This is a genomic window from Chelativorans multitrophicus (genome assembly GCF_011317445.1).
Lineage (GTDB): Bacteria > Pseudomonadota > Alphaproteobacteria > Rhizobiales > Rhizobiaceae > Chelativorans > Chelativorans multitrophicus.
This window is the reverse complement of record NZ_JAAAPL010000003.1, coordinates 253734-278132: the sequence shown is the minus strand read 5'-3', so window position 1 is coordinate 278132 and position 24399 is coordinate 253734. Positions and strand designations below refer to the sequence as shown.

General features: G+C 59.8%; 20 protein-coding genes and 1 tRNA gene. 11 read left to right on the top strand and 10 right to left on the bottom strand.

Annotation, left to right across the window (positions count from 1 at the left end):
- The first annotated feature begins 88 nt into the window (after positions 1-88).
- The gene (locus GNP00_RS15740) at positions 89-895 is read left to right on the top strand and encodes an undecaprenyl-diphosphate phosphatase (RefSeq protein WP_011582910.1); all 807 of its coding nucleotides are present in this window, start codon (positions 89-91) and stop codon (positions 893-895) included.
- Between the two features lie 3 nt (positions 896-898).
- Here the strand turns inward: GNP00_RS15740 and GNP00_RS15735 are convergent, their stop codons facing one another.
- Positions 899-1669, bottom strand: a complete 771-nt coding sequence (locus tag GNP00_RS15735) for a sulfite exporter TauE/SafE family protein (RefSeq protein WP_011582911.1) — start codon at positions 1667-1669, stop codon at positions 899-901.
- 12 nt (positions 1670-1681) lie between these two features.
- Complete coding sequence (locus GNP00_RS15730; RefSeq protein WP_011582912.1) at positions 1682-2653, bottom strand: complex I NDUFA9 subunit family protein; 972 nt, start codon at positions 2651-2653, stop codon at positions 1682-1684.
- Positions 2654-2958: 305 nt separating this feature from the next.
- On the opposite strand from GNP00_RS15730, the gene gyrB reads away from it, so the two are divergent.
- Together gyrB and GNP00_RS15720 are read left to right on the top strand one after the other, a co-directional pair.
- Positions 2959-5406 (top strand): DNA topoisomerase (ATP-hydrolyzing) subunit B, encoded by a 2448-nt coding sequence (gene gyrB / locus GNP00_RS15725; RefSeq protein ID WP_011582913.1) that lies wholly within the window; start codon positions 2959-2961, stop codon positions 5404-5406.
- A 102-nt stretch (positions 5407-5508) separates the two neighbouring features.
- Entirely contained in the window at positions 5509-5712 is a 204-nt protein-coding gene (locus tag GNP00_RS15720) for a SlyX family protein (protein ID WP_011582914.1), read from the top strand.
- Between the two features lie 7 nt (positions 5713-5719).
- On the opposite strand, the gene GNP00_RS15715 is transcribed toward GNP00_RS15720, so the two are convergent.
- From GNP00_RS15715 to aroA, 5 genes are all read right to left on the bottom strand, one after another.
- Entirely contained in the window at positions 5720-7618 is a 1899-nt protein-coding gene (locus GNP00_RS15715; protein ID WP_246259128.1) for a putative bifunctional diguanylate cyclase/phosphodiesterase, read from the bottom strand.
- Between the two features lie 203 nt (positions 7619-7821).
- On the bottom strand, positions 7822-9531 hold the full coding sequence (rpsA, locus tag GNP00_RS15710; RefSeq protein WP_011582916.1) for a 30S ribosomal protein S1: 1710 nt from the start codon (positions 9529-9531) through the stop codon (positions 7822-7824).
- Between the two features lie 236 nt (positions 9532-9767).
- The gene (cmk, locus tag GNP00_RS15705; RefSeq protein ID WP_011582917.1) at positions 9768-10424 is read right to left on the bottom strand and encodes a (d)CMP kinase; all 657 of its coding nucleotides are present in this window, start codon (positions 10422-10424) and stop codon (positions 9768-9770) included.
- On the bottom strand, positions 10421-11125 hold the full coding sequence (locus GNP00_RS15700) for an SDR family oxidoreductase (protein WP_011582918.1): 705 nt from the start codon (positions 11123-11125) through the stop codon (positions 10421-10423). Before GNP00_RS15700 ends, cmk begins: the two co-directional genes overlap by 4 nt.
- 5 nt (positions 11126-11130) lie before the next feature.
- Positions 11131-12480: a 3-phosphoshikimate 1-carboxyvinyltransferase gene (aroA, locus tag GNP00_RS15695; RefSeq protein ID WP_011582919.1), complete on the bottom strand. Its 1350-nt coding sequence runs from the start codon at positions 12478-12480 to the stop codon at positions 11131-11133.
- A 231-nt stretch (positions 12481-12711) separates the two neighbouring features.
- Between aroA and GNP00_RS15690 the strand changes: the two genes are divergently transcribed.
- Together GNP00_RS15690 and GNP00_RS15685 are read left to right on the top strand one after the other, a co-directional pair.
- Entirely contained in the window at positions 12712-13086 is a 375-nt protein-coding gene (locus GNP00_RS15690; protein WP_011582920.1) for a TIGR02300 family protein, read from the top strand.
- A gap of 162 nt (positions 13087-13248) precedes the next feature.
- Positions 13249-13324: transfer RNA gene (locus GNP00_RS15685), tRNA-Ala, on the top strand.
- Between the two features lie 331 nt (positions 13325-13655).
- On the opposite strand, the gene GNP00_RS15680 is transcribed toward GNP00_RS15685, so the two are convergent.
- Genes GNP00_RS15680 through GNP00_RS15670 form a run of 3 tightly spaced genes read right to left on the bottom strand, consistent with a single transcriptional unit; the run spans position 13656 to position 17691 of the window.
- On the bottom strand, positions 13656-15935 hold the full coding sequence (locus tag GNP00_RS15680; protein WP_011582921.1) for a molybdopterin guanine dinucleotide-containing S/N-oxide reductase: 2280 nt from the start codon (positions 15933-15935) through the stop codon (positions 13656-13658).
- A 20-nt stretch (positions 15936-15955) separates the two neighbouring features.
- Positions 15956-16849 carry a PCC domain-containing protein gene (locus tag GNP00_RS15675; protein WP_011582922.1) on the bottom strand — a complete coding sequence of 298 codons (894 nt, stop codon included), beginning with the start codon at positions 16847-16849 and terminating at the stop codon, positions 15956-15958.
- Between the two features lie 8 nt (positions 16850-16857).
- Positions 16858-17691, bottom strand: coding sequence for an IclR family transcriptional regulator (locus GNP00_RS15670; protein WP_011582923.1), 834 nt, complete (start codon positions 17689-17691; stop codon positions 16858-16860).
- A gap of 197 nt (positions 17692-17888) precedes the next feature.
- On the opposite strand from GNP00_RS15670, the gene GNP00_RS15665 reads away from it, so the two are divergent.
- The 6 genes from GNP00_RS15665 to GNP00_RS15640 all read left to right on the top strand — a co-directional run bounded on the left by GNP00_RS15665 (position 17889) and on the right by GNP00_RS15640 (position 24318).
- Positions 17889-18899, top strand: a complete 1011-nt coding sequence (locus GNP00_RS15665; RefSeq protein ID WP_011582924.1) for a TRAP transporter substrate-binding protein — start codon at positions 17889-17891, stop codon at positions 18897-18899.
- Between the two features lie 88 nt (positions 18900-18987).
- Entirely contained in the window at positions 18988-20856 is a 1869-nt protein-coding gene (locus GNP00_RS15660) for a TRAP transporter large permease (protein ID WP_041545688.1), read from the top strand.
- Positions 20853-21674, top strand: coding sequence for an SDR family NAD(P)-dependent oxidoreductase (locus GNP00_RS15655; RefSeq protein ID WP_011582926.1), 822 nt, complete (start codon positions 20853-20855; stop codon positions 21672-21674). Before GNP00_RS15660 ends, GNP00_RS15655 begins: the two co-directional genes overlap by 4 nt.
- 48 nt (positions 21675-21722) lie before the next feature.
- Positions 21723-22568 (top strand): transketolase, encoded by an 846-nt coding sequence (locus GNP00_RS15650; protein WP_011582927.1) that lies wholly within the window; start codon positions 21723-21725, stop codon positions 22566-22568.
- A complete protein-coding gene (locus GNP00_RS15645) occupies positions 22565-23560 on the top strand; it encodes a transketolase family protein (RefSeq protein WP_011582928.1) in 996 nt (331 codons plus the stop codon). The genes GNP00_RS15650 and GNP00_RS15645 overlap by 4 nt, the downstream gene beginning before the upstream one ends.
- Before the next feature lie 14 nt (positions 23561-23574).
- Complete coding sequence (locus tag GNP00_RS15640; protein WP_011582929.1) at positions 23575-24318, top strand: SDR family NAD(P)-dependent oxidoreductase; 744 nt, start codon at positions 23575-23577, stop codon at positions 24316-24318.
- The last annotated feature ends 81 nt before the right edge of the window (positions 24319-24399 follow it).

The following is a 24399-nucleotide window of genomic DNA, read 5'->3' as shown; positions in this document are numbered from 1 at the left end:
AACCCTCGGATAGCCTGATTCCAGGATCTCCTCCCGAGCTATAGGGGGAGACGCCAAGTCTGACAAGCAAGCCGCACAAGGAGAAATCGTGGCGGAACAGACCATTGCGCAAGCGCTCATGCTCGGCGTTCTGGAGGGATTCACCGAATTCATTCCCGTCTCCTCGACCGGCCATATCCTGCTTGCGGGGCATTTCCTCGGCTTTCAATCCACCGGCAAGGCCTTCGAGATCCTGATCCAGCTCGGCGCCATCCTGGCAGTGCTTAGCGTCTATGCCGGGCGGCTATGGAAGATGCTGATTGAGCTGCCTCACGAACCGGCCACTCGGCGCTTTGTGCTGGGGATCCTGATCGCCTTCCTGCCGGCCGCGATCATCGGCGTGGTGGCCTATCAGATTATCAAGACGGTGCTCTTCGAAACTCCATTGCTGATCTGCACCATGCTGATTCTCGGCGGCATCGTGCTTTTATGGGTTGATCGCTGGGCCAAGAAACCGCTTTATCGCGACATCACGCAATTTCCCCTTTCGGTGTACCTCAAGATAGGCCTGTTCCAGTGCCTTTCCATGATTCCAGGCACCTCTCGCTCGGGCTCCACCATTGTGGGCGCGCTGCTTCTGGGAGTCGACAAGCGGGCGGCAGCGGAATTTTCGTTCTTTCTCGCCATGCCGACCATGGCGGGCGCCTTTGCCTATGATCTCTACAAGAATTACCACCTGCTTACGGCAGCCGACCTGCAGATCATCGGTGTAGGCTTCATAGCCGCATTCGTCGCCGCCGTCCTGGTTGTGCGATCGCTGCTCGATTTCGTTTCCCGCCGCGGCTACGCGCTCTTCGGCTGGTGGCGCATCTTCATCGGCGTGCTGGGGCTGATCGGGGTTCTGGTGCTCGGGTAGGCCTCAGAGCAGCCCTGTCACGCCCCGTCGCACGAGATCGAGCGCAACGAGCGTCAATCCCACTCGGAACCAACGGCGGAAGCTTTTCTCGGGAAGCACGTCGAGGAGCCGGCTTCCATAAAGGGTGCCGAGATAGCCCGAGCAGATCATCAAGGCGATGAAGGGCAGCCATTGCGCGAAGGCAAAGCCCGCGATTGAAAAGGCGACGACCTTGAGCCCGTGCTGGATCGTCATGCCGGCGGCCTGCGTGGCGATCAGGGCTTTGCGGTCATTGGTGACGATTTGCGAAAACGCGGCGGCGAGCAGAGGTCCCGTGGCGCCGAAGAGCATGCTCAGAAACGCCAGCACCGCGCTGCCTGCCACAAGCCCCGCGCTGCCGATGCTCGCGGCGCGCGGAAATTTCGCCCAGGTGACGACGATCACGAAGAGACCGAGAGCCAGCTTCATGACCGCATCGGGCAGCTGAATGACGAAGAACGTGCCCACCGCCGCGCCTAAAATGCTTCCGGCGATAAATGGCGCGGCGATTCCGCGCACGATATGCGCCCGCTGGTGCCAGGCGCGCCCGGTATTGGAGCCGAGCTGGATGAGACCATGCACCGGAATGAGTGCGGCCACCGGGATGAACAGCCCGAGAAGCGCCAGCATCGCCAGGCCGCCTCCAAGGCCGAACACTGCGGTCAGCCCGGATGTGAAGAAGCTTGCGACGACAAGCAAGGACGCCGCTGTGACGCTCAGTTCATCCGGCAGGAAAAACGGCACAAGTGCGTCCAAGCAGCACCCGCCTCACATCTGCGGCTGGGTAAACTGGCCGGCCGGCCGGTAAGTCCAAAGATAGGTGGGCAGGATCGCCGCGAGCGTGCGCTGGGGGATCTTCAGGCCTTCGAGCGTCAAGCCGCGCTTCTTTGCTTCTTCGGAAACCACATTGTCCACCGCGAGCATGCGAACCTGATCGAGCGTCAGGAGCGGCTTTGGCAAAAGGCCAAGAATGCGGGCCTGCAGGCGGGCAAGTGGCCATGGAATGGAGATGAAGGCGCGGCGGCGCTCGATCACCTCAAGGATCTCCTCCATGCATTCGCGGAAGGTGAGCACCTGCGGGCCGCCCAATTCATAGGTCGCTCCGGGCTTCAGCACCCCGTCGACGGAGCGGGCATAAACTTCGGCCACGTCGCCCACATAGACTGGCTGAAACCTGGTTTGCCCACCGCCGATCAGCGGCAGGACGGGTGAGAATCGCGCCATATTGGCAAAGCGATTGAAGAACTTGTCTTCGGTGCCGAAGATGATGGACGGGCGGATGATGACGGCGTTCTTCACCGTCTCCAGCACAGCTTGCTCCCCTTCAGCCTTGGTACGGCCATAGGCGCTTGGCGAGTTAAGATCCGCGCCGATGGCGGAGGCCTGGGTAAAACCCGCGCCGACGGACCGGGCGGCCTCCGCGACCGTCCGCGCGCCGATGGCTTGAACGGCGTCAAAGCGCTGGCGGCCGGACTCCTGCAGGATACCTACCAGATTGATGACGTGATCGGCCCCGTGCACCGCGCGATCCACGGACCACCGGTAGCGGATATTCGCCTGGACCGCGTGCACCTGGCCCATAGTGCCAAGGGTGTTCACGAAGATCGCCGTGTGCGGATTGCGGCAGGCGACACGCACGCGATAGCCCCTTCGCGTGAGCGCCAGCACCACATGCCGGCCGACAAAGCCGGAGCCGCCGAACACGGTAACGAGCTTTGGTTTCTCGCTGATGATGGCCATCTACGCCTCGGGTCTGGTTGTGCCTCAGGTGGCGCTTCTTAACGCCTTTCGCTGCAAAGGCAAAGAAGGTGAATGGTGAATAGTAAATGGTGAATGGGGAGCGGCGCAGGCCCGGATTTCGCCCTGCGCCGGCCCACCTTCAAGCCATTCACTATTCACCCCCACTATTCACCGGTTCAGTGCACACCATTTCCCCGCAAAACTTGGAAAAATATGTTGGAACGCCTATATTTTAGCCATATCCGGCTGCTGATTCGCAGTCATCCTGAGATGCCCTTTTGGGCGACCTTTAACGAAAGTATTTGATGAGCGCTACGCCAGAAAGACTCAACGGCGAACCGGCCGAATACGGCGCCGAATCCATCAAAGTTCTCAAGGGCTTGGATGCCGTCCGCAAGCGGCCGGGCATGTATATCGGCGACACTGATGACGGCTCTGGCCTGCATCATATGGTCTATGAGGTGGTGGATAACGCCATTGACGAGGCGCTGGCGGGTTATGCTTCCCTCGTCACCGTGTCGCTTAATCCCGACGGTTCCTGCACCGTGACCGACAATGGCCGCGGTATTCCGACGGATATTCACGCAGGCGAGGGCGTTTCCGCGGCCGAGGTCATCATGACCCAGCTGCATGCCGGCGGCAAGTTTGACCAGAATTCCTATAAGGTTTCCGGCGGCCTGCATGGCGTGGGCGTTTCTGTTGTGAATGCGCTTTCGACCTGGCTCAAGCTGAAGATCCGCCGCAAAGGACAGATCCATGAAATGAGCTTCAGTCACGGGGTGCCCGATGCACCCCTGGCCGTAACGGGCGATGCAGGCGAGGAAACCGGCACGGAGGTGACCTTCCTGCCGTCGCCGGAAACCTTCACGAAAACCGATTTCGATTACGCCACGCTGGAGCATCGCCTGCGCGAGCTCGCCTTCCTCAATTCCGGCGTGCGCATCCTGCTCTCAGACCGCCGCCATGCCGATTTGAAGGAGCAGCAATTCCTTTACGACGGCGGCATCATCGAATTCGTGAAATATCTCGATCGGGCCAAGAAGCCGCTGATCCCCGAGCCGATCTCCATTTCCGGAGAGCGGGATGGAATCACGGTCGAGCTCGCCATGTGGTGGAACGATTCTTACCACGAGAACGTGCTTGCCTTCACCAACAACATTCCCCAGCGCGACGGCGGCACGCATATGGCGGGCTTCCGCGGTGCGCTGACGCGGCAGGTGACCTCTTATGCGGACGTCTCCGGCCTCACGAAGAAAGAAAAGGTGTCGCTCACCGGCGATGATTGCCGTGAAGGGCTTTCGGCGGTGCTTTCCGTGAAGGTGCCGGATCCGAAGTTCTCATCGCAAACCAAGGACAAGCTGGTCTCGTCCGAAGTGCGTCCGGTCGTGGAGAGTCTTGTCAACGAAGCGCTGGGCACATGGCTCGAAGAGCACCCGGCGGAAGCGAAGATCCTGGTCGGCAAGGTGGTCGAAGCCGCTGCGGCGCGCGAGGCGGCGCGCAAAGCGCGCGAACTCACCCGCCGCAAGGGCGTGCTCGACATCACGTCGCTTCCCGGGAAGCTTGCGGACTGTCAGGAAAGGGACCCGGCGAAATCGGAACTCTTCATCGTCGAGGGTGACTCGGCCGGCGGCTCGGCCAAGAGCGGACGTTCGCGCAAGAACCAGGCCATCCTGCCGCTGCGCGGCAAGATCCTGAACGTGGAGCGGGCGCGCTTCGACCGCATGCTCTCCTCCGACATGATCGGCACGCTGATCACCGCGCTCGGCACCGGCATCGGCAAGGACGAGTTCAATGCCGATAAGCTGCGCTACCACAAGATCATCATCATGACGGACGCCGACGTGGACGGCGCCCATATCCGTACGCTCCTGCTCACCTTCTTCTTCCGGCAGATGCCGGAGCTGATCGAGCGCGGGCATCTCTATATCGCCCAGCCGCCACTCTACAAGGTCACGCGTGGCAAATCCGTGCAGTACATCAAGGACGAAGCGGCGTTCGAAGAATTCCTGATCGATACCGGCCTGCAGGAGGCTGCGCTGGAGCTTTCGACCGGCGAGGTCCGCTCCGGCCAGGATTTGAAGCAGGTCATCGAGGATGCGCGCGCCGTCCGTTCGCTCATCAATGGCCTACACACGCGCTACGACCGTACTGTGGTGGAACAGGCGGCGATCGCCGGCGCGCTGAATGCAGCCGTGCTCGCCGATCCGGGGCGGTCCGCGGAAGCCGCTGCTTACGTGGCGCGGCGTCTCGACATGATTTCTGAAGAAACGGAGCGCGGCTGGCAGGGCCGGGTGAACCCCTCCAACGAGGGCGCCGGCGGTTATCTCTTCGAGCGCACGGTGCGCGGCGTGCGCGATGTCGTGATCCTCGACGCCGCGCTGATCGGCTCGGCCGACTCCCGCGCAATCGACCGCTATACCCCGCGCCTGCAAGAGGTTTTCGCAATGCCCCCGGTGCTTCGGCGCAACGACAAGTCGGAGACGGTCTCTGGTCCGATGGCACTGCTCGATGCGGTTTTCGCCACCGGACGCAAGGGCCTCACCATGCAGCGCTACAAAGGTCTTGGCGAGATGAATGCCGAGCAGCTTTGGGAGACCACGCTCGACCCCGACGCCCGGTCGCTGTTGCAGGTGAAGGTTCCAGACGCCACGGATGCCGATGCGCTCTTCGCGCGCCTGATGGGAGACGAAGTGGAGCCGCGCCGCGATTTCATCCAGGAAAACGCGCTGTCGGTCGCCAATCTGGACGTGTAGTGACGCTGCTCCACCGCAAGTAGGGAAGGTGGAAACCGGCTTCCGTTCGGAATTTGCGACGGACGGCCGGTGGTCTACCGGCCGCAGGAGGAAAGCCAAGGCATGGGTCAGGACCGGCTTGAAAAGCTCGAAATCCTCACGTCCGAGCAGGAAAGGACCATCGGAGAGCTTTCCGAACAGGTCGCCCAGCAATGGACGGTGATCGAGCGCATGCAAAAGAAGCTCGACCTCCTGACGGAGCGCTTTTTAGCCCTCGAAGAGCGGACGGCACCGGAGGTCCCGGTTACGAAACCTCCGCATTGGTGACTTGCCGTCAACCGCTTCCTTTACCAGCGGCGGCCTTTCCGAGCGCCATCTCGACAGCCTCATTGATGGGCAGAGCGCGTGCAAACAGAAACCCTTGCGCGGTACAGCAGCCGAGAACCTGTAGGACCCGGCGGTCTTCCTCAGTTTCCACCCCTTCCGCCATGACTTCGATGTCGAAAGCTCGGCCAAGGTCGATCACCGCTTTGACAAGAAGCTGGTCATCCCGGGATTTCGCGATGCCGCAAATGAACTCCTTGTCGATCTTCACCTTGCGGATTCGTATGTCCTTCAGCGAGGCCAGCGTGGAGAAGCCGGTACCGAAATCGTCGAGCGCGATGGATATGCCGAAGCCGGAGAGGCGGCCCAGCCGCTCGTGCACGCGATAGCGATCCAAGGGCGCTTCCTCGGTGATCTCGATTTCAAACATCGAAACGGGAAGGTCTCTTTCCGTCAGCCCGGTCATGATCATTTCATCGACGCTGCTGTTTTCCAGTTCGCGCGGCGAGAAATTCATTGCCACGCGAATGTCGCTGCGCCCTGCCTTTTTCAGCAGCTCCATCATGACACAGCAGTTGCGGAACACCGTCTCGGTAAGTTGGAAGAGCAGGCCCGTCTCCCGCGCGGCATCCACAATCTCGGGCGGGGAAATTTCACCATGGGTGGGATGGCGCCAGCGCAGCAACGCTTCAAAGCCGACAATCTCTGCCGTCTTCAGCGTGACGATTGGCTGAAACCAGATGCCGAGCTCTCCTTGCTCGATCGCGATAATGAGATCCCGTTCGATGCACTGGCGGCGCTCAAGCTCCTGCTGCAGGTTTTCGTCGAACTCGCAAAATTCATTCCGCCCGCGTCCCTTCGCAGCATAAAGCGCGATGTCGGCCCGGAGCAGCATTTCGGTGAGACTCGGCTTCTGCGAACGATAAATGCCTATGCACGCGCCGATGCGAACGGAAGCGACGAGAAAATAGGGGCTCGCGATGGCCGCGATGAGATCCAGCGCAAGCTGGCCAGGGGGATGCGGCGCTGCGCGCTCGGGGTAGAGCAGGACGAATTCATCTCCGCCGATGCGCGACAGGATCGCCCCCGGCGGAGCGCTCTCGCCCACCCGATGCGCGATCCTGACAAGCAGATCGTCTCCAATTTTGTGGCCGTAAGTATCGTTGACGGACTTGAAGCCGTCGAGATCGATAAGCATCGTTACAAACGGACCATCGGTTTCGGCAAGCCCCTCTATCGCGTGTTCGAGGCCACGCCTGTTTAGAAGGCCGCTTAAGGGATCCTCGCGCGAGCTTTGCTCCATCTCGGCCGCGATCTGCCTTGCCTCGTGCTTGAGGCGGCTTCCTTCCAGGAACCGGGCCTGGCCCACCATTGCGCCACGGATCAATCCGGCGATGAAGAGTGCCACTGCAAGAACCATCAGGTAGCTTTCGAAGCCACCTTGGTAGAGGAAGCATGCGATGACGACGAGCAACGGCGGCAGCATGAAGCTGATTGAAATCACCGCGTATGGAGCGCCATACACCACAGCTCCGGCGGATACTCCCGCCAGAATAATCAGATCGAGCTCTGATTTGGGGGTTGTATATCCCTCAGTCAGCAGGGCCAGAAAAGCCCAATTGATGCCGGACAAAAAAGCGAGGAGCTTGAACTGACCAAGATGCGCCATGACCTTGGACAGATCTTCACACCCCTGCTTGGAAATTCGTGATTGCCTGAACGCGCATATAATCCGCGCGCCATTGATGGCGTTAATGGCGAGGAACCACACCAGTACGGCAACAAAGGCATGACCGGCCGCAACATGTGCCGCAAGGATCAGGGCGGAGAGGAGGCTGCTGATCGGGTTCGAAAAGAAAATGCCACGGCGGATGTCGTTGAGTTGGTCGGCTCGGATTCTGAGCTTCAAGACTTCCGGCCGCAAGGGCGCTGGGCTTTGCTTTTTATCCCCCATCCGGAATTTGACCTTGCCCCCAACCAGCGGCCGCGGCACTTGCCTAGCCAGGATTATCCAACAGACAAAGTTAAGCCAGTTTTAACCCAGTCTCTAAACGAAATCCCCCCGCGCGGTCGCGGGGGGATCTGCGATCATTATGAAAACAGCGGAGGAGGCTATTCCTCTTTGCCGCCGCTCTGCTTCTTGAGCGCTGCGCCCAGAATGTCGCCGAGCGAGGCTCCGGAATCGGTCGAGCCGTACTGGGCGACTGCTTCCTTCTCCTCGGCGATCTCCAGTGCCTTGATGGACACGCTGAGCTTGCGTGACTTCTTGTCGAACTGGGTCACGCGGGCGTCCACCTTCTGGCCCACGGCGAAACGCTCGGGGCGCTGCTCGTCGCGATCGCGGGAAAGGTCGGAGCGCTTGATGAAGCTCTCGATGTCATGGTCGACCAGGCGCACGTCGAGACCGGCATCTCTCACGCCGATCACCTCGCAGGTGACCACCGCGTTCTTGCGCAGTTCGCCGGACGCAACAGCCTCGCCGACCACATCACGCCCGAGCTGCTTGATACCGAGGGAGATACGCTCCTTCTCGATATCCACATCGAGGACCTGCGCCTTGACCATGTCGCCGCGGTTGTATTCCTCGATTACCTGCTCGCCGGGGCGCGACCAGTCGAGATCCGAGAGATGGACCATGCCGTCCACGTCGCCTTCGAGGCCGATGAACAGACCGAACTCGGTTTTGTTCTTGACCTCGCCCTCGACCACCGAGCCAACCGGGTGATTGCGGGCAAAGGCTTCCCACGGGTTCTCCAGCGTTTGCTTGAGGCCCAGTGAAATACGGCGCTTGACCGGATCGACCTCGAGCACGACCACCTCGACCTCCTGCGTCGTGGACAGGATCTTGCCGGGATGCACGTTCTTCTTGGTCCAGGACATCTCGGAGACGTGAATGAGGCCCTCGATGCCAGGCTCCAGTTCCACGAAGGCGCCGTAGTCGGTGATGTTCGTGACGCGGCCCTGCACTTTCTTGCCCAGCGGATACTTGCCGCCGATGCCTTCCCACGGGTCGGACTCGAGCTGCTTCATGCCGAGCGAAATGCGGTGCGTCTCCTGGTTGATGCGGATGATCTGCACCTTCACCGTCTGGCCGATATTGAGGATCTCGGTCGGATGGTTGACGCGCCTCCAGGCCATATCGGTGACGTGCAGGAGGCCGTCGATGCCGCCCAGGTCCACGAACGCGCCGTAATCGGTGATGTTCTTGACGACACCCTCGACCACCTGGCCCTCTTCGAGGTTCTGCACGATCTCCGAGCGCTGCTCGGCGCGGCTTTCCTCCAGCACGGTGCGGCGGGAGACGACGATGTTGCCGCGCCGCTTGTCCATCTTGAGGATTTCGAAAGGCTGCGGCGTGTGCATGAGCGGGGAGACGTCGCGGATCGGCCGGATGTCCACTTGGCTGCGCGGCAGGAACGCGACGGCGCCGTCGAGATCGACCGTGAAGCCGCCCTTGACCTGGTTGAAGATGACGCCTTCGACGCGCTCACCCTTGTTGAATTTCTCTTCAAGCTTGGTCCAGCTTTCCTCGCGGCGAGCCTTCTCGCGCGACAGCATGGCCTCGCCCAGCGCATTCTCGATGCGCTCGACATACACCTCGACCTCGTCGCCCGGCTTCAGCTGGCCATCCTTGGCCCTGGCGCCAAATTCCTTGAGCGGGACACGGCCTTCGACCTTCAGGCCGACGTCGATGATTGCCATGTCCTTTTCGATTGCGGTGATGATGCCCTTGACGACCGAACCCTCGACCGCATCGCGCCCGGAAAAGGATTCGTCGAGAAGGCTCGCGAAATCATCGCGAGACGGATTGAATTGTGACATTGATTCTCCTGAAAGCGCCCTTGTGGGGCGAAAGCGCCGGCGGGTTGGTGTTGCATTTGGCCTTGCCCAGCATACGGCCTCTTTTCGAAGGCCAAGACCGCTTCCGCGGTGATCCGACGCATGAAATGCGGGGCAGACCGGTTTATTCTACGTGCATTATAAGTAAGAACTTACTTATAAAACTGCACATGCTGAAAAGCGCTTGCCCTTCCTTTCCGGAAGCAGCCAGCGCCGTCTCACTCAGGCTTATTTCTCTCGGCGAACACCCTTTCAACAAGGGAGCTGGCGTTAAGAAACGCCGTTTCTATATCCATTTCGCTGGTATCTAGCAAGTGCGCGTCTGCAGCCGGCTTGAGCGGGCTGTCGGTGCGGCCCATGTCGCGGGCGTCGCGCCTTTCCACATCGGCGAGGATTTCGCCATATTCGGCATGTCCGCCTGTCGCCAGGATCTCGCGCCAGCGGCGCTCGGCCCGGACAGGAGCGCTGGCCGTGACATATAGTTTCACATCCGCATCGGGACAAACCACCGTGCCGATATCGCGGCCGTCGAGCACCGCGCCGGGGACTTGCAGCGCAAACGCCCGCTGTTTTTCCACGAGCGCACGGCGCACCGGCCCCATGACCGCGATCTTTGACGCGGCTTCGCCGACGGTATGGGCGGAGAGCACTTCGCGATCCAGCCTTGCAAGATCGACGGCGCGGGCCGCCCTTTCGGCCTCGATCTCGTTGTCGAGCGGCAGTCCGGCATCAAGCAGTGCCTTTGCCACGGCCCGATAGGTCAGGCCGGTGTCGAGGTGGCTGAACCCGAAATGCTCCGCCAGACGGCGCCCGAGCGTGCCCTTGCCGGAAGCGGCCGGGCCATCGATGGCGATGACGAAATGCCCCCCCATCATACCGACCGGGTGATCCCGCCATCGATGCGAATGTTCTGGCCGGTGATATAGCTCGACCTTTCGGAGGCCAAGAACAGGATGAGCTCGGCAATCTCCTCCGCCGTGCCGTAGCGACCCATTGGAATGCGCGCGCGTCGTGCCTCTCTTTCCGGCAGGCTTTCGACGAAGCCGGGAAGCACATTGTTCATGCGTATATTGTCGGGCGCATATCTGTCTGCGAACAGCTTGGCGAAGGCTGCGAGACCTGAACGGAAAACACCGGATGTAGGGAAATCCGCCTCCGGTTCGAACGTAGCGTAAGTCGATATATTGACGATTGAACCCGACTTCTGCGCCTGCATTACCGGTGTCACTAGGCGAGCAATGCGCACAACGTTAAGCAGATAGAACTCCATGCCCAGCTGCCAGTCGGCGTCCGAAATTTCGAGCAGTTCCCCTTTTGGTCCGTGGCCGGCACTGTTGACGACGGTATCGATCCGCCCGAAGCTGTTGAGTACGGTGGATGTAAAGCGCTGCAGGTCATCCACAGAGCGGTTGGAACCCGTGAAGCCCAACCCGCCGAGTTCTTTCGCGAGTTCCTCTCCTTTTCCGGAAGAGGAAAGTATGGCCACCGAGTACCCGTCTTCGGCCAGCCGGCGCGCGCCTGCAGCCCCGATGCCGCTGCCGCCGCCGATGACCATCGCCACTTTCGCGTCAGCCATAGTTGTTAATCCCTATCCTCGATTTCTGCCCCCAGCCCGGTCATCAGGTCCATGAATTCCGGAAAACTGGTCGCAATCATCGACTGATCGTCCACGCTAACGGGCCTTTCGCTCGCCAGGCCCAGCACCAGAAAGGCCATCGCAATGCGGTGATCAAGGTGAGTAGTCACGGTCGCCCCGCCAAGACCCTTACCCTCTGGCCTGCCACGCACCGTAAGCGTATCCTTGCCCTCCGTGCAGTCGATGCCATTCACCTTGAGCCCCTCGGCAACCGCGGACAGGCGATCGGATTCCTTAACGCGCAGCTCCTCAAGCCCCAGCATCACCGTCTCGCCTTCCGCCAAACTCGCAGCCACGGCCAAAATTGGGTACTCGTCTATCATGGATGGCGCGCGCGAAGCGGGAACCGTCACGCCCTTCAGCGCCGAGGATCGCACGCGGAGATCCGCCACATCCTCGCCGCCGGCGGAGCGGCGATTCAGAAGTTCGATATCCGCGCCCATCTCCTGCAGCGTCAAGATAAGGCCGGTGCGGGTCGGATTCATCAGTACATTCTCGATAAGGATGTCTGACCCCGGCACAATGAGCGCCGCCACAAGAGGAAACGCGGCGGAAGAAGGGTCGCCCGGCACTGCGATCACCTGCCCTTTGAGCGTGCCCTGCCCCTGAATACTGATGTGGCGCGCGCCCTCTTTATCCGTCTCGATCTGGATGGCAGCACCGAACCCCGAAAGCATCTTCTCCGTATGGTCGCGCGTCATTACCGGTTCGATCACCGTTGTGACGCCCGGCGTGTTGAGGCCGGCAAGCAGCACGGCCGACTTCACCTGGGCGGAGGCCATCGGCACGCGGTAGTTTATCGGCGTGGCATGTTTCGGCCCGCGCAGCGTGATCGGCAGCCGGTCCCCCGGCTCTGCCTGCAGCACCTGGGTGCCCATTTCGCGCAGCGGATTAAGCACCCGGCCCATGGGCCGCTTGGAAAGCGATGCGTCGCCAGTGAAGCGGGTCGTCATGTCATAAGTGCCGACAAGACCCATTGTAAGGCGCGAACCCGTACCCGCATTGCCAAAATCGAGCGGCGCCTCCGGCTCCAGAAGGCAGCCATTGCCGACCCCACGGATGGTCCAGGTCCCGTCCCGGCGGTCGATCTGCGCGCCCATCGCCCTCATCGCTTCGGCCGTCCGCAGCACGTCCTCGCCTTCGAGCAGCCCAGAGATGCGCGTCTCGCCCGAGGCGAGGCCTCCGAACATCAGCGCCCGGTGCGAAATGGACTTGTCACCCGGCACGCGCAGATTACCTTTAAGGCCCTGCGACTGGCGGCTGCGCGCGGGGCGGCTGGGAAGATGATGGTTCATGCGCGTTCTCTCCAGGGCCATTTGTGGTGTGGCTCTAGCACGTCGCAAATTGCCGGTCATCCCCCAGGAAAGCGGGGCTGCGCAAAGCCTTGCAATTAGCGCCTCATTAGGCTTTGACAGTCGCGCGATCTCTAGCTATGGGACCGGAACAACGCGGCAAGCAGCGGCCTTGGTCCGCCTGCCAAATATGCCGGTTCATCGGGCCGGCCAGGAAGACGATGAGGACAGAAGGTGGCTAAACCCGAACTCGGCACCAAACGCATCTGCCCGGAAACGGGCCGCAAATTCTACGATCTGAACAGGGATCCGATCGTATCGCCCTATACGGGCGCCTCCTATCCGCGCAGCTATTTCGAGTCCGGTGCGGAACCGATCGAGGAAGAAGAGGATCTGGAAGAGAAGGAGCTCGATGCTGAGGAGGGCGTCGAAGTCGTCTCACTCGAGGAGGCGGATGAAGATGCGAAGGGCGACGACGCCGATCTGCCGGACATCGACGAGGATGTCGACCTTGGCGATGATGACGACACCTTCCTTGAGGAGGAAGAGGAGGACGACGACGATGTCGCAGGCATCATCGGCGTCGGCGAAGAGGACGAGGAACACTAGCGCACCGACGGCGCTGTAGACGAAAAATGTTCAAGCCTTGGATAGATTGCGGGCTTGATTCTGGCGGCTGTCGGGTTTAGAAGCCGCCAGCAACTTCGGTAGCCCAGACCGGAGTGACCTCTTCCGCCGGAAACGGCGGCGGCTCCTGGGGAGCCAAAGTGTGGGGCCATAGCTCAGTTGGGAGAGCGCTTGAATGGCATTCAAGAGGTCAGGGGTTCGACTCCCCTTGGCTCCACCAATTTATTTTACCTGATGGATTCATATTGACGTAGGGAGCCTTCCCTTCTTCTATCGTTCCGTGATACGCGGCGCGGGCAGCCGCGCCACCAAACTCTCAGCTGCGCCCAATGCGGTAGACGTTGGAAAAGCCTTCCTGACGATTGTCAAAACGGCATAGCCGATCTTCTTCAATCCTGCTCCGATGCCTAAGGAACAGTTCGAGGCAATCGCCGCCTGATTGCGTCCAGCAATAAGCTTCCGTTCGACTCACCGAAAATTTGCAACGAAACCACTAGATCCTAAGCCATGGTCTGCGCTTCCGGATCGGCTTGGCAACTTGGCGCTTGCGGTCAAGGAACGAGCTGCGGTCGCCGAAACGGGTTAGGTTCTGGAGCATTTCGCAGAGGGCCGCGTAAGCTTACCAAGCAGGTCTGGGCTGCACATCCCTGTCCGAGAGAAGAAGTACCGATGTCTAGTGTCAACACATTGGGGTTTCCGTGCAGATCACAGCCCCGTTCATCGGGATCGTACCATGCTCCCGTTGAAATCCTAACGACACCCTGCATGATTTCATCGGTTATGCTGACGGATGCGAGGCACCGACCTCTTCGGTTCCAGACCTCTACCGTATCGTTTTGAGAAAGACCGCGCGTCTCGGCATCGGCAGGATTCATATAGATGCACTCACGTCCGTTCACCTTGCCAGCAGCGCTATAGGGACTGGCATCGAGCTGGCTGTGCAATTTGCGCGCGGGCTGGTCGGTAAGAAGGTGCAACATGCCAGGCCCGGCTGTACCCAGCCACTCTCGCGGCTCGAACCAAGCGGGATGCCCCTTGCAGTCTGGCAAATTGAAGGATGCTATTGTCTCCGAAAAGATCTCGATGCGGCCGGAGGGCGTGGTGAGTGGGTGCGCCTCCGGCGCATTCCGGAAATCCTCAAACATAACGCGCGGTTTGGCCTGTTCCGCGAGATCTATGAGGCCTTGCTCCCAGAAGGTTTCGAAATCGGGGCACTTGATGCCCTCTCGGAGCCAGTGCTCACGCGTTTCCTCATAGATGTGAGATAACCAGGCTTGATCATCACGCCCTTCCGTGAATTGTTCGCCCACACCCATGCGGTTGGCGAGCGAAGCGAAAATTTGATAGTCGGAGCGGGCGTCGCCGAACGGCTCCACTATCTGACGCATCGCAACCAAAAAGCCTTCTTGCGTCGCGTAGCCGATATCGTTCCGTTCCATCGCAGTTGTCACGGGCAGGGCGATGTCAGCGCGCTTGGCGCTCGCTGTCCAGAACGGATCGTGTACGATGATCGTCTGCGGCTTCTGCCAAGCCCGATTGAGCCGATTGAGATCCTGATGATGATGATAGGGATTGCCGCCAGCCCAATAGATCAATTGAATGTCGGGATAGGTCCGCAAGGCCCCGTCATGCTCGAATGTTGCGCCGGGATTGAGCAACATGTCCGCTATTCTGGCGCAAGGGATGTAATCCTGAACGGCATTCCTGCCTTGCGAAAGGGTCGGGCCTGAAAGGCGGCGGTGTGGGGATCCGTTGGCATTCATTGGACCGTACCCGACGCCGAATCCGCCCCCAGGCAATCCGATCTGGCCGATCATCGCCGCGAGCGTTATCGCCATCCAGAATGCCTGTTCGCCGTGATGGGCCCGTTGCAATGACCAAGCAATGTTCACCATCGTACGGGAGCGGGCCATCTGGCGCGCAAGGCTCACGATTCGATCGGCTTGAACTCCCGTGAGCTCAGCCGCCCAAGCGGGGGTCTTCGCCACGCCATCATCATCACCCAAAAGGTAAGGAAGGAACTTCTCAAAACCCACCGTATAGCGGCGGAGAAACGCTTGATCATGAGCGTCATCTTCCACGAGCTGCCAAGCAAGGGCGAGCATGAGAGCCACGTCGGAATTCGGCCGGCAACGAATCCATTCTGCCTTGCATTCCGCCGCGATATTGTCGTTACAGGGCCCGATATTGACAAAACGGACGCCTTTTTCGGCCATAGCCTTCAGGCCTGGGCCGACCCGATGGTGGCCCGCACCGCCCGGTGAGGATTGAGCATTCTTGGTCGGAACGCCACCGAAGGTCACGAACAGTTCCGTGTGCTCGGCAAGAACATCCCAGGTCGTGTGCTCAGCGCTCAGATCCGCCACCGTACCTGCGATATGCGGCAGAATGACGTGAGCTGCGCCTAGAGAATAGGAGCCCGTGTGCCGGACGTAGCCGCCGATGCAGTTCAGAAACCGGTGAACCTGACTCTGCGCGTGATGAAAGCGGCCCGCACTGGCCCATCCGTAGGACCCTCCGAAAATGGCGCTGTTGCCATATTCGCGCTTCACTCGCTTCAGTTCCGCCGAAATAAGATCAAGAGCAAGCTCCCACTCCACCTCCACGAAGGGTTCTTTCCCCCGTAGCTCCGGATGGGCGCCGGGGCCATGTTGAAGCCAACTTCTGCGAATGGAAGGCCGCTTGATACGGCTTTCGAGCAGTTTGGGATCCAATTGGTAAAGACCAATCATCGACGGGTCGGGATCTGACCGCAGAGGGCGCAACCGAGGAGCTTCCTCGGTCTCGTCGTATTCATAGATGCCCCAATGGGATACTGTGTAGCGCGTCATGTAAAGTCCTGTGAATGAGCTTAGTCGCGGTGGAATTGTAGGAAGGCTTCGACGCAGATCAGGACGGGATTCTCGTGTCGGCTTGGACGACCCCGATGGATATTGCCGGCAGCGTCGATCAACGCAATTTCGAGTTCAAGGCGCGGACGGCCCACCCCGTCGGTTCCAATCGATCCTTTGAGGCCGAGAATCTCCGTGGGTACCTCATCTATTGCGGGGCCACCTTCAAATCGCGCCCCGACGGTGCTGCCGATCAGGCTGAGCACCCGCCCTGAGGTGACACCGTGTTCGGCGCAGACGCGCTCCAGCGTATCGACCAGGTCCTCATTCGGTCGAATTTGAGCGACCACTAAGTCGCCGGAGGTTTTGGGATTGACGGCTTGCGGACCGAACAGGGTGAAGTTCGTCTCGGGATCGAACCGCGCCTCCATCGCAATGTCCTGACTGCCCACATATGCGATCTCGCAGTCGCGCCCGATCCGGCAGTCAAAGGGGAGGATATGGCCGCCGCGCTGCGTGCCATCCTCGTCGTGCCAGAGCACGTGGCCGTGGAGGAAGGGGCGGCCATCGCGCGAACCGTAGGTCGCCGTGCCCTCTTCGATCGTCACAGGGCCATCACGAAAATAGGTTTCGCTGTAGTAGGCGACGTGTTCGGCCGTCTTCGAATAGGTCGGCATAACGAACTGCATTGGTCCGAGCACCAGCCCTGAAAGGTCGAGTGCTGCACTTCGAATTTCCAACGGCTCTAGATGGGCAGCAATCGCATCCATCACGATTGCGCCTTCCGGCAAACGGATGGTGCCAGCGCGGCTGCCGGACGAGTAACTCCGCACACGTGTCGGATCGATCGGACCCGGATGGGTCAGGTGGCGTGCTGAGTTCAGAGCTTTACCGTAGGCTGTTGCGTCGTGCATGGCTCAGATCATTCCTGTACCGCGGTAGACGTGCGCATTTGCGCCGCTTGACTTTCAGGGGAAAACTGGGTGCTGAGTGCCGTGAGACGCGTTTCGAGCTTCCGCGCCTCGCTTTTAAGCATAGTGATGATTTCCGGCTGGCGGCTTTCGTTGAGCCGCGACTCGATGGCACCGATCGACAAGGCGCCAGTCACCCGACCGGTATGGTCGCGAATGGCGACTGCGATCGCCCATGCACCGGCGTGGAAAATGCCCCTGTTGATCGCGCAGCCGCGCCTTCGCGTTTCTGCGATCGCCTGCCTCAGGACCGGCTCCGTCAGCATCGGATAATGACTGGCGTAATAGTCGCGGTGAACCGCGACAATCATGTCGATTTCACGGTCCTCCAGGCTCGCCAGGATGGCGATTCCATGAGCGGCCACGCCGAGCGGATGACGCTGGCCGACGTTGAGCACATGGGAACGAATGGGGTGCAACCCCTCTTCGCGCTGCATACAAAGGGTATGCAGGCCCTGCCGTAAACAGAAGAAGGCTGTGTCCTCCGATCGCTCCGCCAAGCGCCGGACTGATTCGTCGGCCATCGTGTGCACGGCAAAGCGATCCGAAGCGATTGTGCCGTAAAGATATGCCGACACACCGAGCTGATAGCGTCTCGTTGTTTCGTTCTGCGAAACCAATCCCGAGCGGATCAATGCGACCAGCAACCGTCTCGTAGTGGGTTGCTTGAAGCCGCTGGCACGGACGAGCTCCGCGAGCGTGGCGCCGTTCTTGTGCCGTTCAGCGACTAGCGCCAGCAGGTGCATGGCACGTTCGACGCTTTGACTTCCCGACGGCTCCTCCATCGACTCCTCCATACGGTCCATATTATGGACTGGTAAAATTTTTAATTCGATGATTTATAACGACTTTTTTTTGACATGTCATGTTTTTTCACAAACTACTCCATGATATGACTTTTGTCATCGGGAGTTTTTAACAACTCGGCGTCGCATATGCCGCGTGCAGATGGCGGGGCCGATCCAAGGAGGAGAAATCAAGAATGGGTATCAATCGTCGTCTCTTCATCGGAGCAGGCATAGGTGCAATTGCGGCGCCGGCCATCATTTCCGGCAAGGCCCAGGCTGCCGAGTTCCGCTACAAGTTCGCCAACAATTTTCCCCTCGGCCATCCGATGAATAACCGGATGGAAGAGGCGCGCGATCGAATCGCGGAAGAAACGGACGGACGCTTCGAGCTGCAGATCTTCCCCAACAATCAGCTGGGGTCGGACACGGATACGCTCAATCAGGTACGCTCCGGCGCAGTCGAGTTTTTCACCCTGTCCGGCATCATCCTGTCGTCGCTCGTTCCTGTGGCATCCATCAACGGCATGGGCTTCGCCTTCAAGAATACGGGCGAAGTCTGGGCGGCTATGGACGGAGATCTGGGCGCCTATGTGCGCGATCAGATCAAAGCTTCCCGTCTTCATGTGATGGACAAGATCTTCAATAACGGCTTTCGCCAGATTACGACCTCGACGGGGCCAATCGAGGGACCTGAGAACCTGCGCGGTTTGAAGATCCGAGTCCCCGTCAGCCCGCTTTGGACGTCGATGTTCCAGGCATTGGGGTGTGCGCCGGCAAGTATCAACTGGAACGAAGTCTATACCGCTTTGCAGACCGGCATAGTTGACGCTCAGGAGAATCCTCTTTCCACAATCGATGTGGGCAAGCTCTATGAAGTGCAGGAATACTGCTCGCTAACCAATCACATGTGGGACGGATTCTGGATGCTGGCAAACCAGCGGTCTTGGGATCGGTTGCCGGATGACATCAAGGAGATCGTCAGCCGGAACATTGAGCGCTCCACGCTCGACCAGCGGGAGGACATCGATCGGTTGAATGCAACGCTCCGTACTTCTTTGGAAGAGAGCGGCATGCAGTTCAACGAGCCCGACCCCGCAGCGATCCGCGACCAACTGCGCGAGGCGAATTTCTATAGCGAATGGAAAAACAACTATGGTGAGGAAGCGTGGTCCCTTCTGGAGAAGGTGACCGGCCCTCTCGCCTGACGATGTTGAGAAACGAATGCGCTCGCGCGAGCGCATTCGTCCATTCCGACTACCTTTCGGCGGAGCCGCAGTCTCGGACGACAAAATCATGACAACAGCAAGCGAAGACTTCGCCCTCGGCGAGGTTAGCGAGAATCTTGAGGCCCGCGCCGGGTCGGCATTTATGCGCCCGGTTGAATTCGTGGCTGCCTTGCTAATGGCGGCCGTAGTTTTGCTGCTTCTAGGCGGCGTGATCTCCAGATACGTGATCGATCTTCCTCTCGTATGGGTGGAGGAGGCGGCGTCCATCTGTTTCATCTGGCTTGCCATGTTGGGCTCGGCGATCGCGCTCGACCGTAACGAGCACCTGCGGCTTACGCTTTTTCTGCGGCTGTTGCCCGAGCGTCTTCAGGGGCCGGTGGAGGCCACCGCGCTGATGGCTGTGGCGGCGTTTCTTGTCGCTATGCTGCCGGTGACATTTGAGTATGCCTATGAGGAGTGGTTCATCACCTCGGCGGCTCTTCATATCCCAAACACGTTCCGCGTTGCCGGTATTCCGGTTGGCTTCACGATGATGCTTGGGCTGCTGCTGGTGCATGCCTTTCGCAGTCACTCCTTGTCGGAAATCCTCACCGGGGTGGTGATTGTCGTGGGCGCCGGCTTCGCGTTCTGGGCGCTTTCCGACTACTTCATCAATATCGGAAATGTTTCGTTGGGCTTCTTCCTTGTCCTGGTTGTTGCCCTAGGACTCGCCGCCGGTGTTCCGATCGCCTTCTGCTTCGGGCTAGGAACACTCTGTTACCTGGCCTTCGCCTCCTATGTTCCGATCTATGTCATGGTCGGCCGGATGGACGAGGGCATGTCCGGTATCATTCTCCTGTCGGTCCCGATTTTTGTCCTTCTGGGATGCGTTCTCGACACGACGGGCATGGGCAAGGCAATCGTCGATTTCCTTGGTTCACTTATCGGTCATGTCAAGGCCGGTATGTCGTACGTGCTGCTGAGCTCACTTTTCATCGTTTCCGGCATATCCGGCTCCAAGGTGTCGGACATGGCGACGGTAGCCCCGGCGCTTTTCCCGGAAATGAAGCGCCGCGGCAACAATCCTCCTGAAATGATCGCGCAGCTCGCAACCGGTGCCGCCATGGCCGATACCGTGCCGCCGTCGATCATACTGATCGTTCTTGGGGCCGTTGCCGGAATCTCCATTGCAGATCTGTTTGCCAGCGGCTTCGTCGTTGCGATGGTCCTCCTGCTGGTGCTAATGGCTCTTGCCCGCTGGCGTGCACGCCATGAATCCATGGAGGGGGTGCGCCGTGCGCCGCTGAGGATGACGATTCAGCTTCTCGTCATCGCCGCACCGGCGCTTGTCTTGCCGTTCCTCATCCGCGGATCAGTTTCGAGCGGCATCGCCACTGCGACGGAAGTTTCCACCATTGCCGTCGTGTACGGTCTTGCAATTGGCGCGATGCTCTATGGCGGTCTCACCCTGAAGAGCATTTACAAGATGCTCGTCGAGACAGCCGCGATGAGCGGTGCGATCCTGCTGATCCTCGGGACTGCGCTTTCCATGGCGTGGGCTATCACGCAGGCGGGCGTCGGCCAGATGATCGCTGATATCGCAGCTGGCCTGCCGGGTGGCGCCGTTTCGTTTATCGCCGTATCGATCGTAACATTTCTCATCCTGGGTTGCGTGCTCGAAGGACTGCCGGCCCTCGTTCTCATGTCGCCGCTGATGTTCCCGATAGCGGCCGATTTCGGGCTGCATCCGGTCCACTATGCCATGATAGTCGTGGTCGCGATGAATATCGGACTGATGGCTCCACCTATCGGCATCGGCTTCTACCTCGCGTGCCGGATCGGCAATGTTGCCCCCGACGACGCGCTTCGTGCGATCTGGCCCTACATCTTAGCTTTGATCGTCGGGCTTGTGTTGATCGCTGTCTTCCCGTGGATCTCGCTGGGGGTGCTGTCATGACGCTTCAAGTGGCGCAAGGTGCCCGTTTCGCAGAGAAAGTCGTTCTCGTCGTCGGGGCGGGGCGGCCCAGAGAGGGCTGGAACAACGGCGGTGCGGCCGCCCGTGCCTATGCCTGCGAAGGGGCGCAGGTCATCTGCGCAGATCGGGACCTCGAAGCGGCCGAACGCAGCCGCGCGATCATCGAGCGGGAAGGCGGGAAAGCTGTCGCAATACGCGTCGATGCCACCGATCTGAAGGAGATGGAGGGGCTGACCGCAACTATCCTCGAACGCTTCGGTCGCATTGATGTGCTTCATAACAATATTGGCGTGACCGTGATGGGCGGGCCGGTGGAGCTAAGCGAACCAGACTATCACAAAGCGCTCGACCTCAATCTGGGCACTGTCTACCGTGCTTGCAAAGCGGTGTTGCCAGCCATGCTCGATGCTGGGCGCGGCGCTATTGTCAATGTGTCCTCACTCGCCTCGCTAAGGTGGACCGGATACGCCTATTTCGCTTACTCGGCGGCTAAGGCTGCCGTGAACCAGGCAACCGTTTCAATCGCGATGGAGTATGCCCGCCACGGGATACGCGCCAACTGCGTGATCCCCGGCGCAATCGAGACGCCTATGCTCCAGCAGGCAATAGCCAATACCTATGGCTCGCCGGAGGAAATGCGCGAAGCACGCATTGCGATGGTGCCGATGCGCCGCAATGGGCAGCCCGAGGACGTTGCCCAGGCTGCGCTTTTCCTCGCCTCCGATGCGGCGCGCTTTATCACCGGCGTCTGCCTGCCCGTCGATGGCGGCCAAAGTTGCTCCGCCCGCGCCTTTCCATGAAGCAGATTTTCGGCCGTCCAACGGTCAGAGTTATGAGAAGGAGTTTCGATGAACCAGCATGCGAATCTGCATAATAGTGCGCTTGCGGATCATGCTTATCGTGTCCGCCGCAACGCGCTCGTGATGGCTGAGACGCAGGGCCAGGGTTATATTGCTCAGGCTCTGGGCGTTGCCGATGTGCTCACGGTTACATACTTCCATGCGATGAAGCACCGTCCCGATCAGCCAGACTGGGAGGGACGCGACCGTTTCCTTCTTTCGGTGGGCCACTACGGTATCGCGCATTATGCGGTTCTCGTTGCTGCTGGCTATCTCCCGGAAGAAGAACTGCCGACCTACGCTCTCGACGATAGCCGCCTGCCGATGTCGGGGATGACTTCCTACACACCGGGTGCGGAAATGTCGGGAGGGTCTATCGGCCTTGGCCTGCCTATGGCTGTCGGCATGGGCATGGGGCTCAAGCGCAAGAAATCCAAATCGTTTATTTACACGCTGATGGGCGACGGCGAACTTGCCGAAGGGCCAACCTGGGAAGCAGCGATCTCCGCCTCGAATTACCGGCTCGACAACATCATCGCCATTGTTGATTTCAATCAGGTGCAGGCGGACGGTCCGTCCATGAAGGTGATGAATACCGAACCGGTCGTCGACAAATTCGAGGCGTTCGGCTTTTACGTGCAGCGCATCGATGGCAACAACCTTTCGGCACTGGTGGCGGCGTTTGACCGGGCACGCGAATATGCGGAGCCGAAGCCGCGGATCATCATCTGTGACACGAAAATGGGTTGCGGCGTCGATTTCCTGGAAGGCCGTGAGAAGAGCCACTTTATCCGGCTTGGCGAGGAAGATTGGAAACGTGCCTACGAAGCACTCGACAAAGGGAGAAGCAAATGAGCGGCACGTCGACAATAGCCAAGAATGCTGCACCCGTGATCGCCGCCTCGTCAATTGACGAGGGGCACCGTACGAAGCCGATACCCTTCGGGAACGCGCTTATTGAACTGGCGCGGACCCGGCCGGAAATCGTCGGCATGAGTGCTGACCTCGCAAAGTATACGGATATGCATATCTTTGCCGAGGCATATCCTGATCGTTTCTACCAGATGGGCATGTCCGAACAGTTGATGGCGACCGCAGCCGGAGGCTTGGCGAAGGAGGGCTTCATTCCCTTCGCCACCACCTACGCAACCTTCGCGTCGCGGCGCTGCTATGATTTCATGTCCCAGGCCGTTGCCGAACAGGACGCCAGCGTTAAGCTGATTGGTGGCCTGCCGGGCTTGACGACAGGTTATGGTCCCAGCCACCAGGCGACCGACGATATTGCTATTTTCCGTGCCATGCCGAACATGGTGGTGATCGATCCATGCGATGCGCACGAGATCGAGCAGATGGTGCCTGCCATCGCCGATTATGATGGCCCGGTCTATTCCCGCATCCTGCGCGGGAACGTTGCCGTGGTCCTCGACGAGTATGACTACCGATTCGAGCTGGGTAAGGCGGCCCTTCTGCGTGGCGGCCGGGACGTGCTGATCATCTCAACGGGCTTCATGACCATGCGAGCGCTCGATAGCGCCAAGGAGCTTCAAGCCGACGGCATCGACGTCGCGGTGCTTCATGTGCCTACGATCAAGCCATTGGACGAGATGACGATCCTGCGGGAAGCGAAGCGGACTGGCCGATTGATTGTCACCGCCGAGAACCATTCCTGCGTCGGCGGTCTTGGCGAAGCAGTTGCAAGCTGTCTGAGCATGAACGGTGTTTCAGCCGAGATGCGGCGCATTGCGCTGCCTGACCGTTTTTTGGCGGCGGGTACTCTGGAAGTGTTGCAGGAGCGCTATGGGATTACGCGCGCTGCGGTTTCAAGAAACATCCGACGTTGGCTTTAGCGGCAAGCTCGTTCATGAAGAAGAAAGTTCTTGTTCTTACAGGCGGTGCGTCGGGTATCGGGCGCGGCATTCTGGACCACGCGGTCAGGGCTGGATGGCATACAGCCGTCTTCGATCTACCCGGCGAGGCCCTGGACGCACTTCGAGATACTTTTTCGATGGATGACGTCACGACCTTCGGCATCGATGTCACAGACGAGAACGCGGTCGACGCAGCGGTGCGAAAGGTTGCCGAACCATTCGAGCGCATTGACGGGGTCGTCAACTGCGCCGGCATCGGACAAAATATTCCTTTTAACGAGACAACACCGGCGCAGTTTCGCAAGGTTCTCGACGTCAATGTCATCGGGTCTTTCATCGTAGCGCAATCAGCTGTGAGACACATGAGCAATGGCTCGGTGGTGAACATCACCTCTGTCTCCGGAATCCAGGGCAGCGTCGGTCGTGTTGCTTATGGTGCCTCGAAAGGTGCGGTAAACACGATGACCCGCATTATGGCGGTGGAACTCGCCCCTCATGGCGTACGTGTCAATGCCATTGCTCCCGGACCCGTTGAAACGCCGATGGCGCAGAAATGGCACGATGAAAAGACGAGGAACGATTGGAAATCGCGCGTTCCGCTCGGCCGGTACGCCTCAGTCGACGAAATTGCGTCGATGGCGATGGTTCTGCTGGACGACAATCTGTCGTCCTATGTCAACGGTCAAGTGATCGCTGTGGACGGAGGCTTTACCGTCTCGGGTTTGATGGCACCGTAGGTTTCAGACATCGACCGTCGATCGTGGTCAGCAGACGCTAGCAGTAATGAACCCAGGCAAACCGAGCTTTCAGGCGATGAG

Bases quoted from the DNA above. Each gene is read 5' to 3' on its own strand.
- GNP00_RS15730 (WP_011582912.1), bottom strand. From the start codon at position 2,653: ATGGCCATCATCAGCGAGAAACCAAAGCTCGTTACCGTGTTCGGCGGC.
- gyrB (WP_011582913.1), top strand. From the start codon at position 2,959: ATGAGCGCTACGCCAGAAAGACTCAACGGCGAACCGGCCGAATACGGC.
- GNP00_RS15720 (WP_011582914.1), top strand. From the start codon at position 5,509: ATGGGTCAGGACCGGCTTGAAAAGCTCGAAATCCTCACGTCCGAGCAG.
- rpsA (WP_011582916.1), bottom strand. From the start codon at position 9,531: ATGTCACAATTCAATCCGTCTCGCGATGATTTCGCGAGCCTTCTCGAC.
- cmk (WP_011582917.1), bottom strand. From the start codon at position 10,424: ATGATGGGGGGGCATTTCGTCATCGCCATCGATGGCCCGGCCGCTTCC.
- GNP00_RS15700 (WP_011582918.1), bottom strand. From the start codon at position 11,125: ATGGCTGACGCGAAAGTGGCGATGGTCATCGGCGGCGGCAGCGGCATC.
- aroA (WP_011582919.1), bottom strand. From the start codon at position 12,480: ATGAACCATCATCTTCCCAGCCGCCCCGCGCGCAGCCGCCAGTCGCAG.
- GNP00_RS15680 (WP_011582921.1), bottom strand. From the start codon at position 15,935: ATGACGCGCTACACAGTATCCCATTGGGGCATCTATGAATACGACGAG.
- GNP00_RS15675 (WP_011582922.1), bottom strand. From the start codon at position 16,849: ATGCACGACGCAACAGCCTACGGTAAAGCTCTGAACTCAGCACGCCAC.
- GNP00_RS15670 (WP_011582923.1), bottom strand. From the start codon at position 17,691: ATGGAGGAGCCGTCGGGAAGTCAAAGCGTCGAACGTGCCATGCACCTG.
- GNP00_RS15665 (WP_011582924.1), top strand. From the start codon at position 17,889: ATGGGTATCAATCGTCGTCTCTTCATCGGAGCAGGCATAGGTGCAATT.
- GNP00_RS15660 (WP_041545688.1), top strand. From the start codon at position 18,988: ATGACAACAGCAAGCGAAGACTTCGCCCTCGGCGAGGTTAGCGAGAAT.
- GNP00_RS15655 (WP_011582926.1), top strand. From the start codon at position 20,853: ATGACGCTTCAAGTGGCGCAAGGTGCCCGTTTCGCAGAGAAAGTCGTT.
- GNP00_RS15650 (WP_011582927.1), top strand. From the start codon at position 21,723: ATGAACCAGCATGCGAATCTGCATAATAGTGCGCTTGCGGATCATGCT.
- GNP00_RS15645 (WP_011582928.1), top strand. From the start codon at position 22,565: ATGAGCGGCACGTCGACAATAGCCAAGAATGCTGCACCCGTGATCGCC.
- GNP00_RS15640 (WP_011582929.1), top strand. From the start codon at position 23,575: ATGAAGAAGAAAGTTCTTGTTCTTACAGGCGGTGCGTCGGGTATCGGG.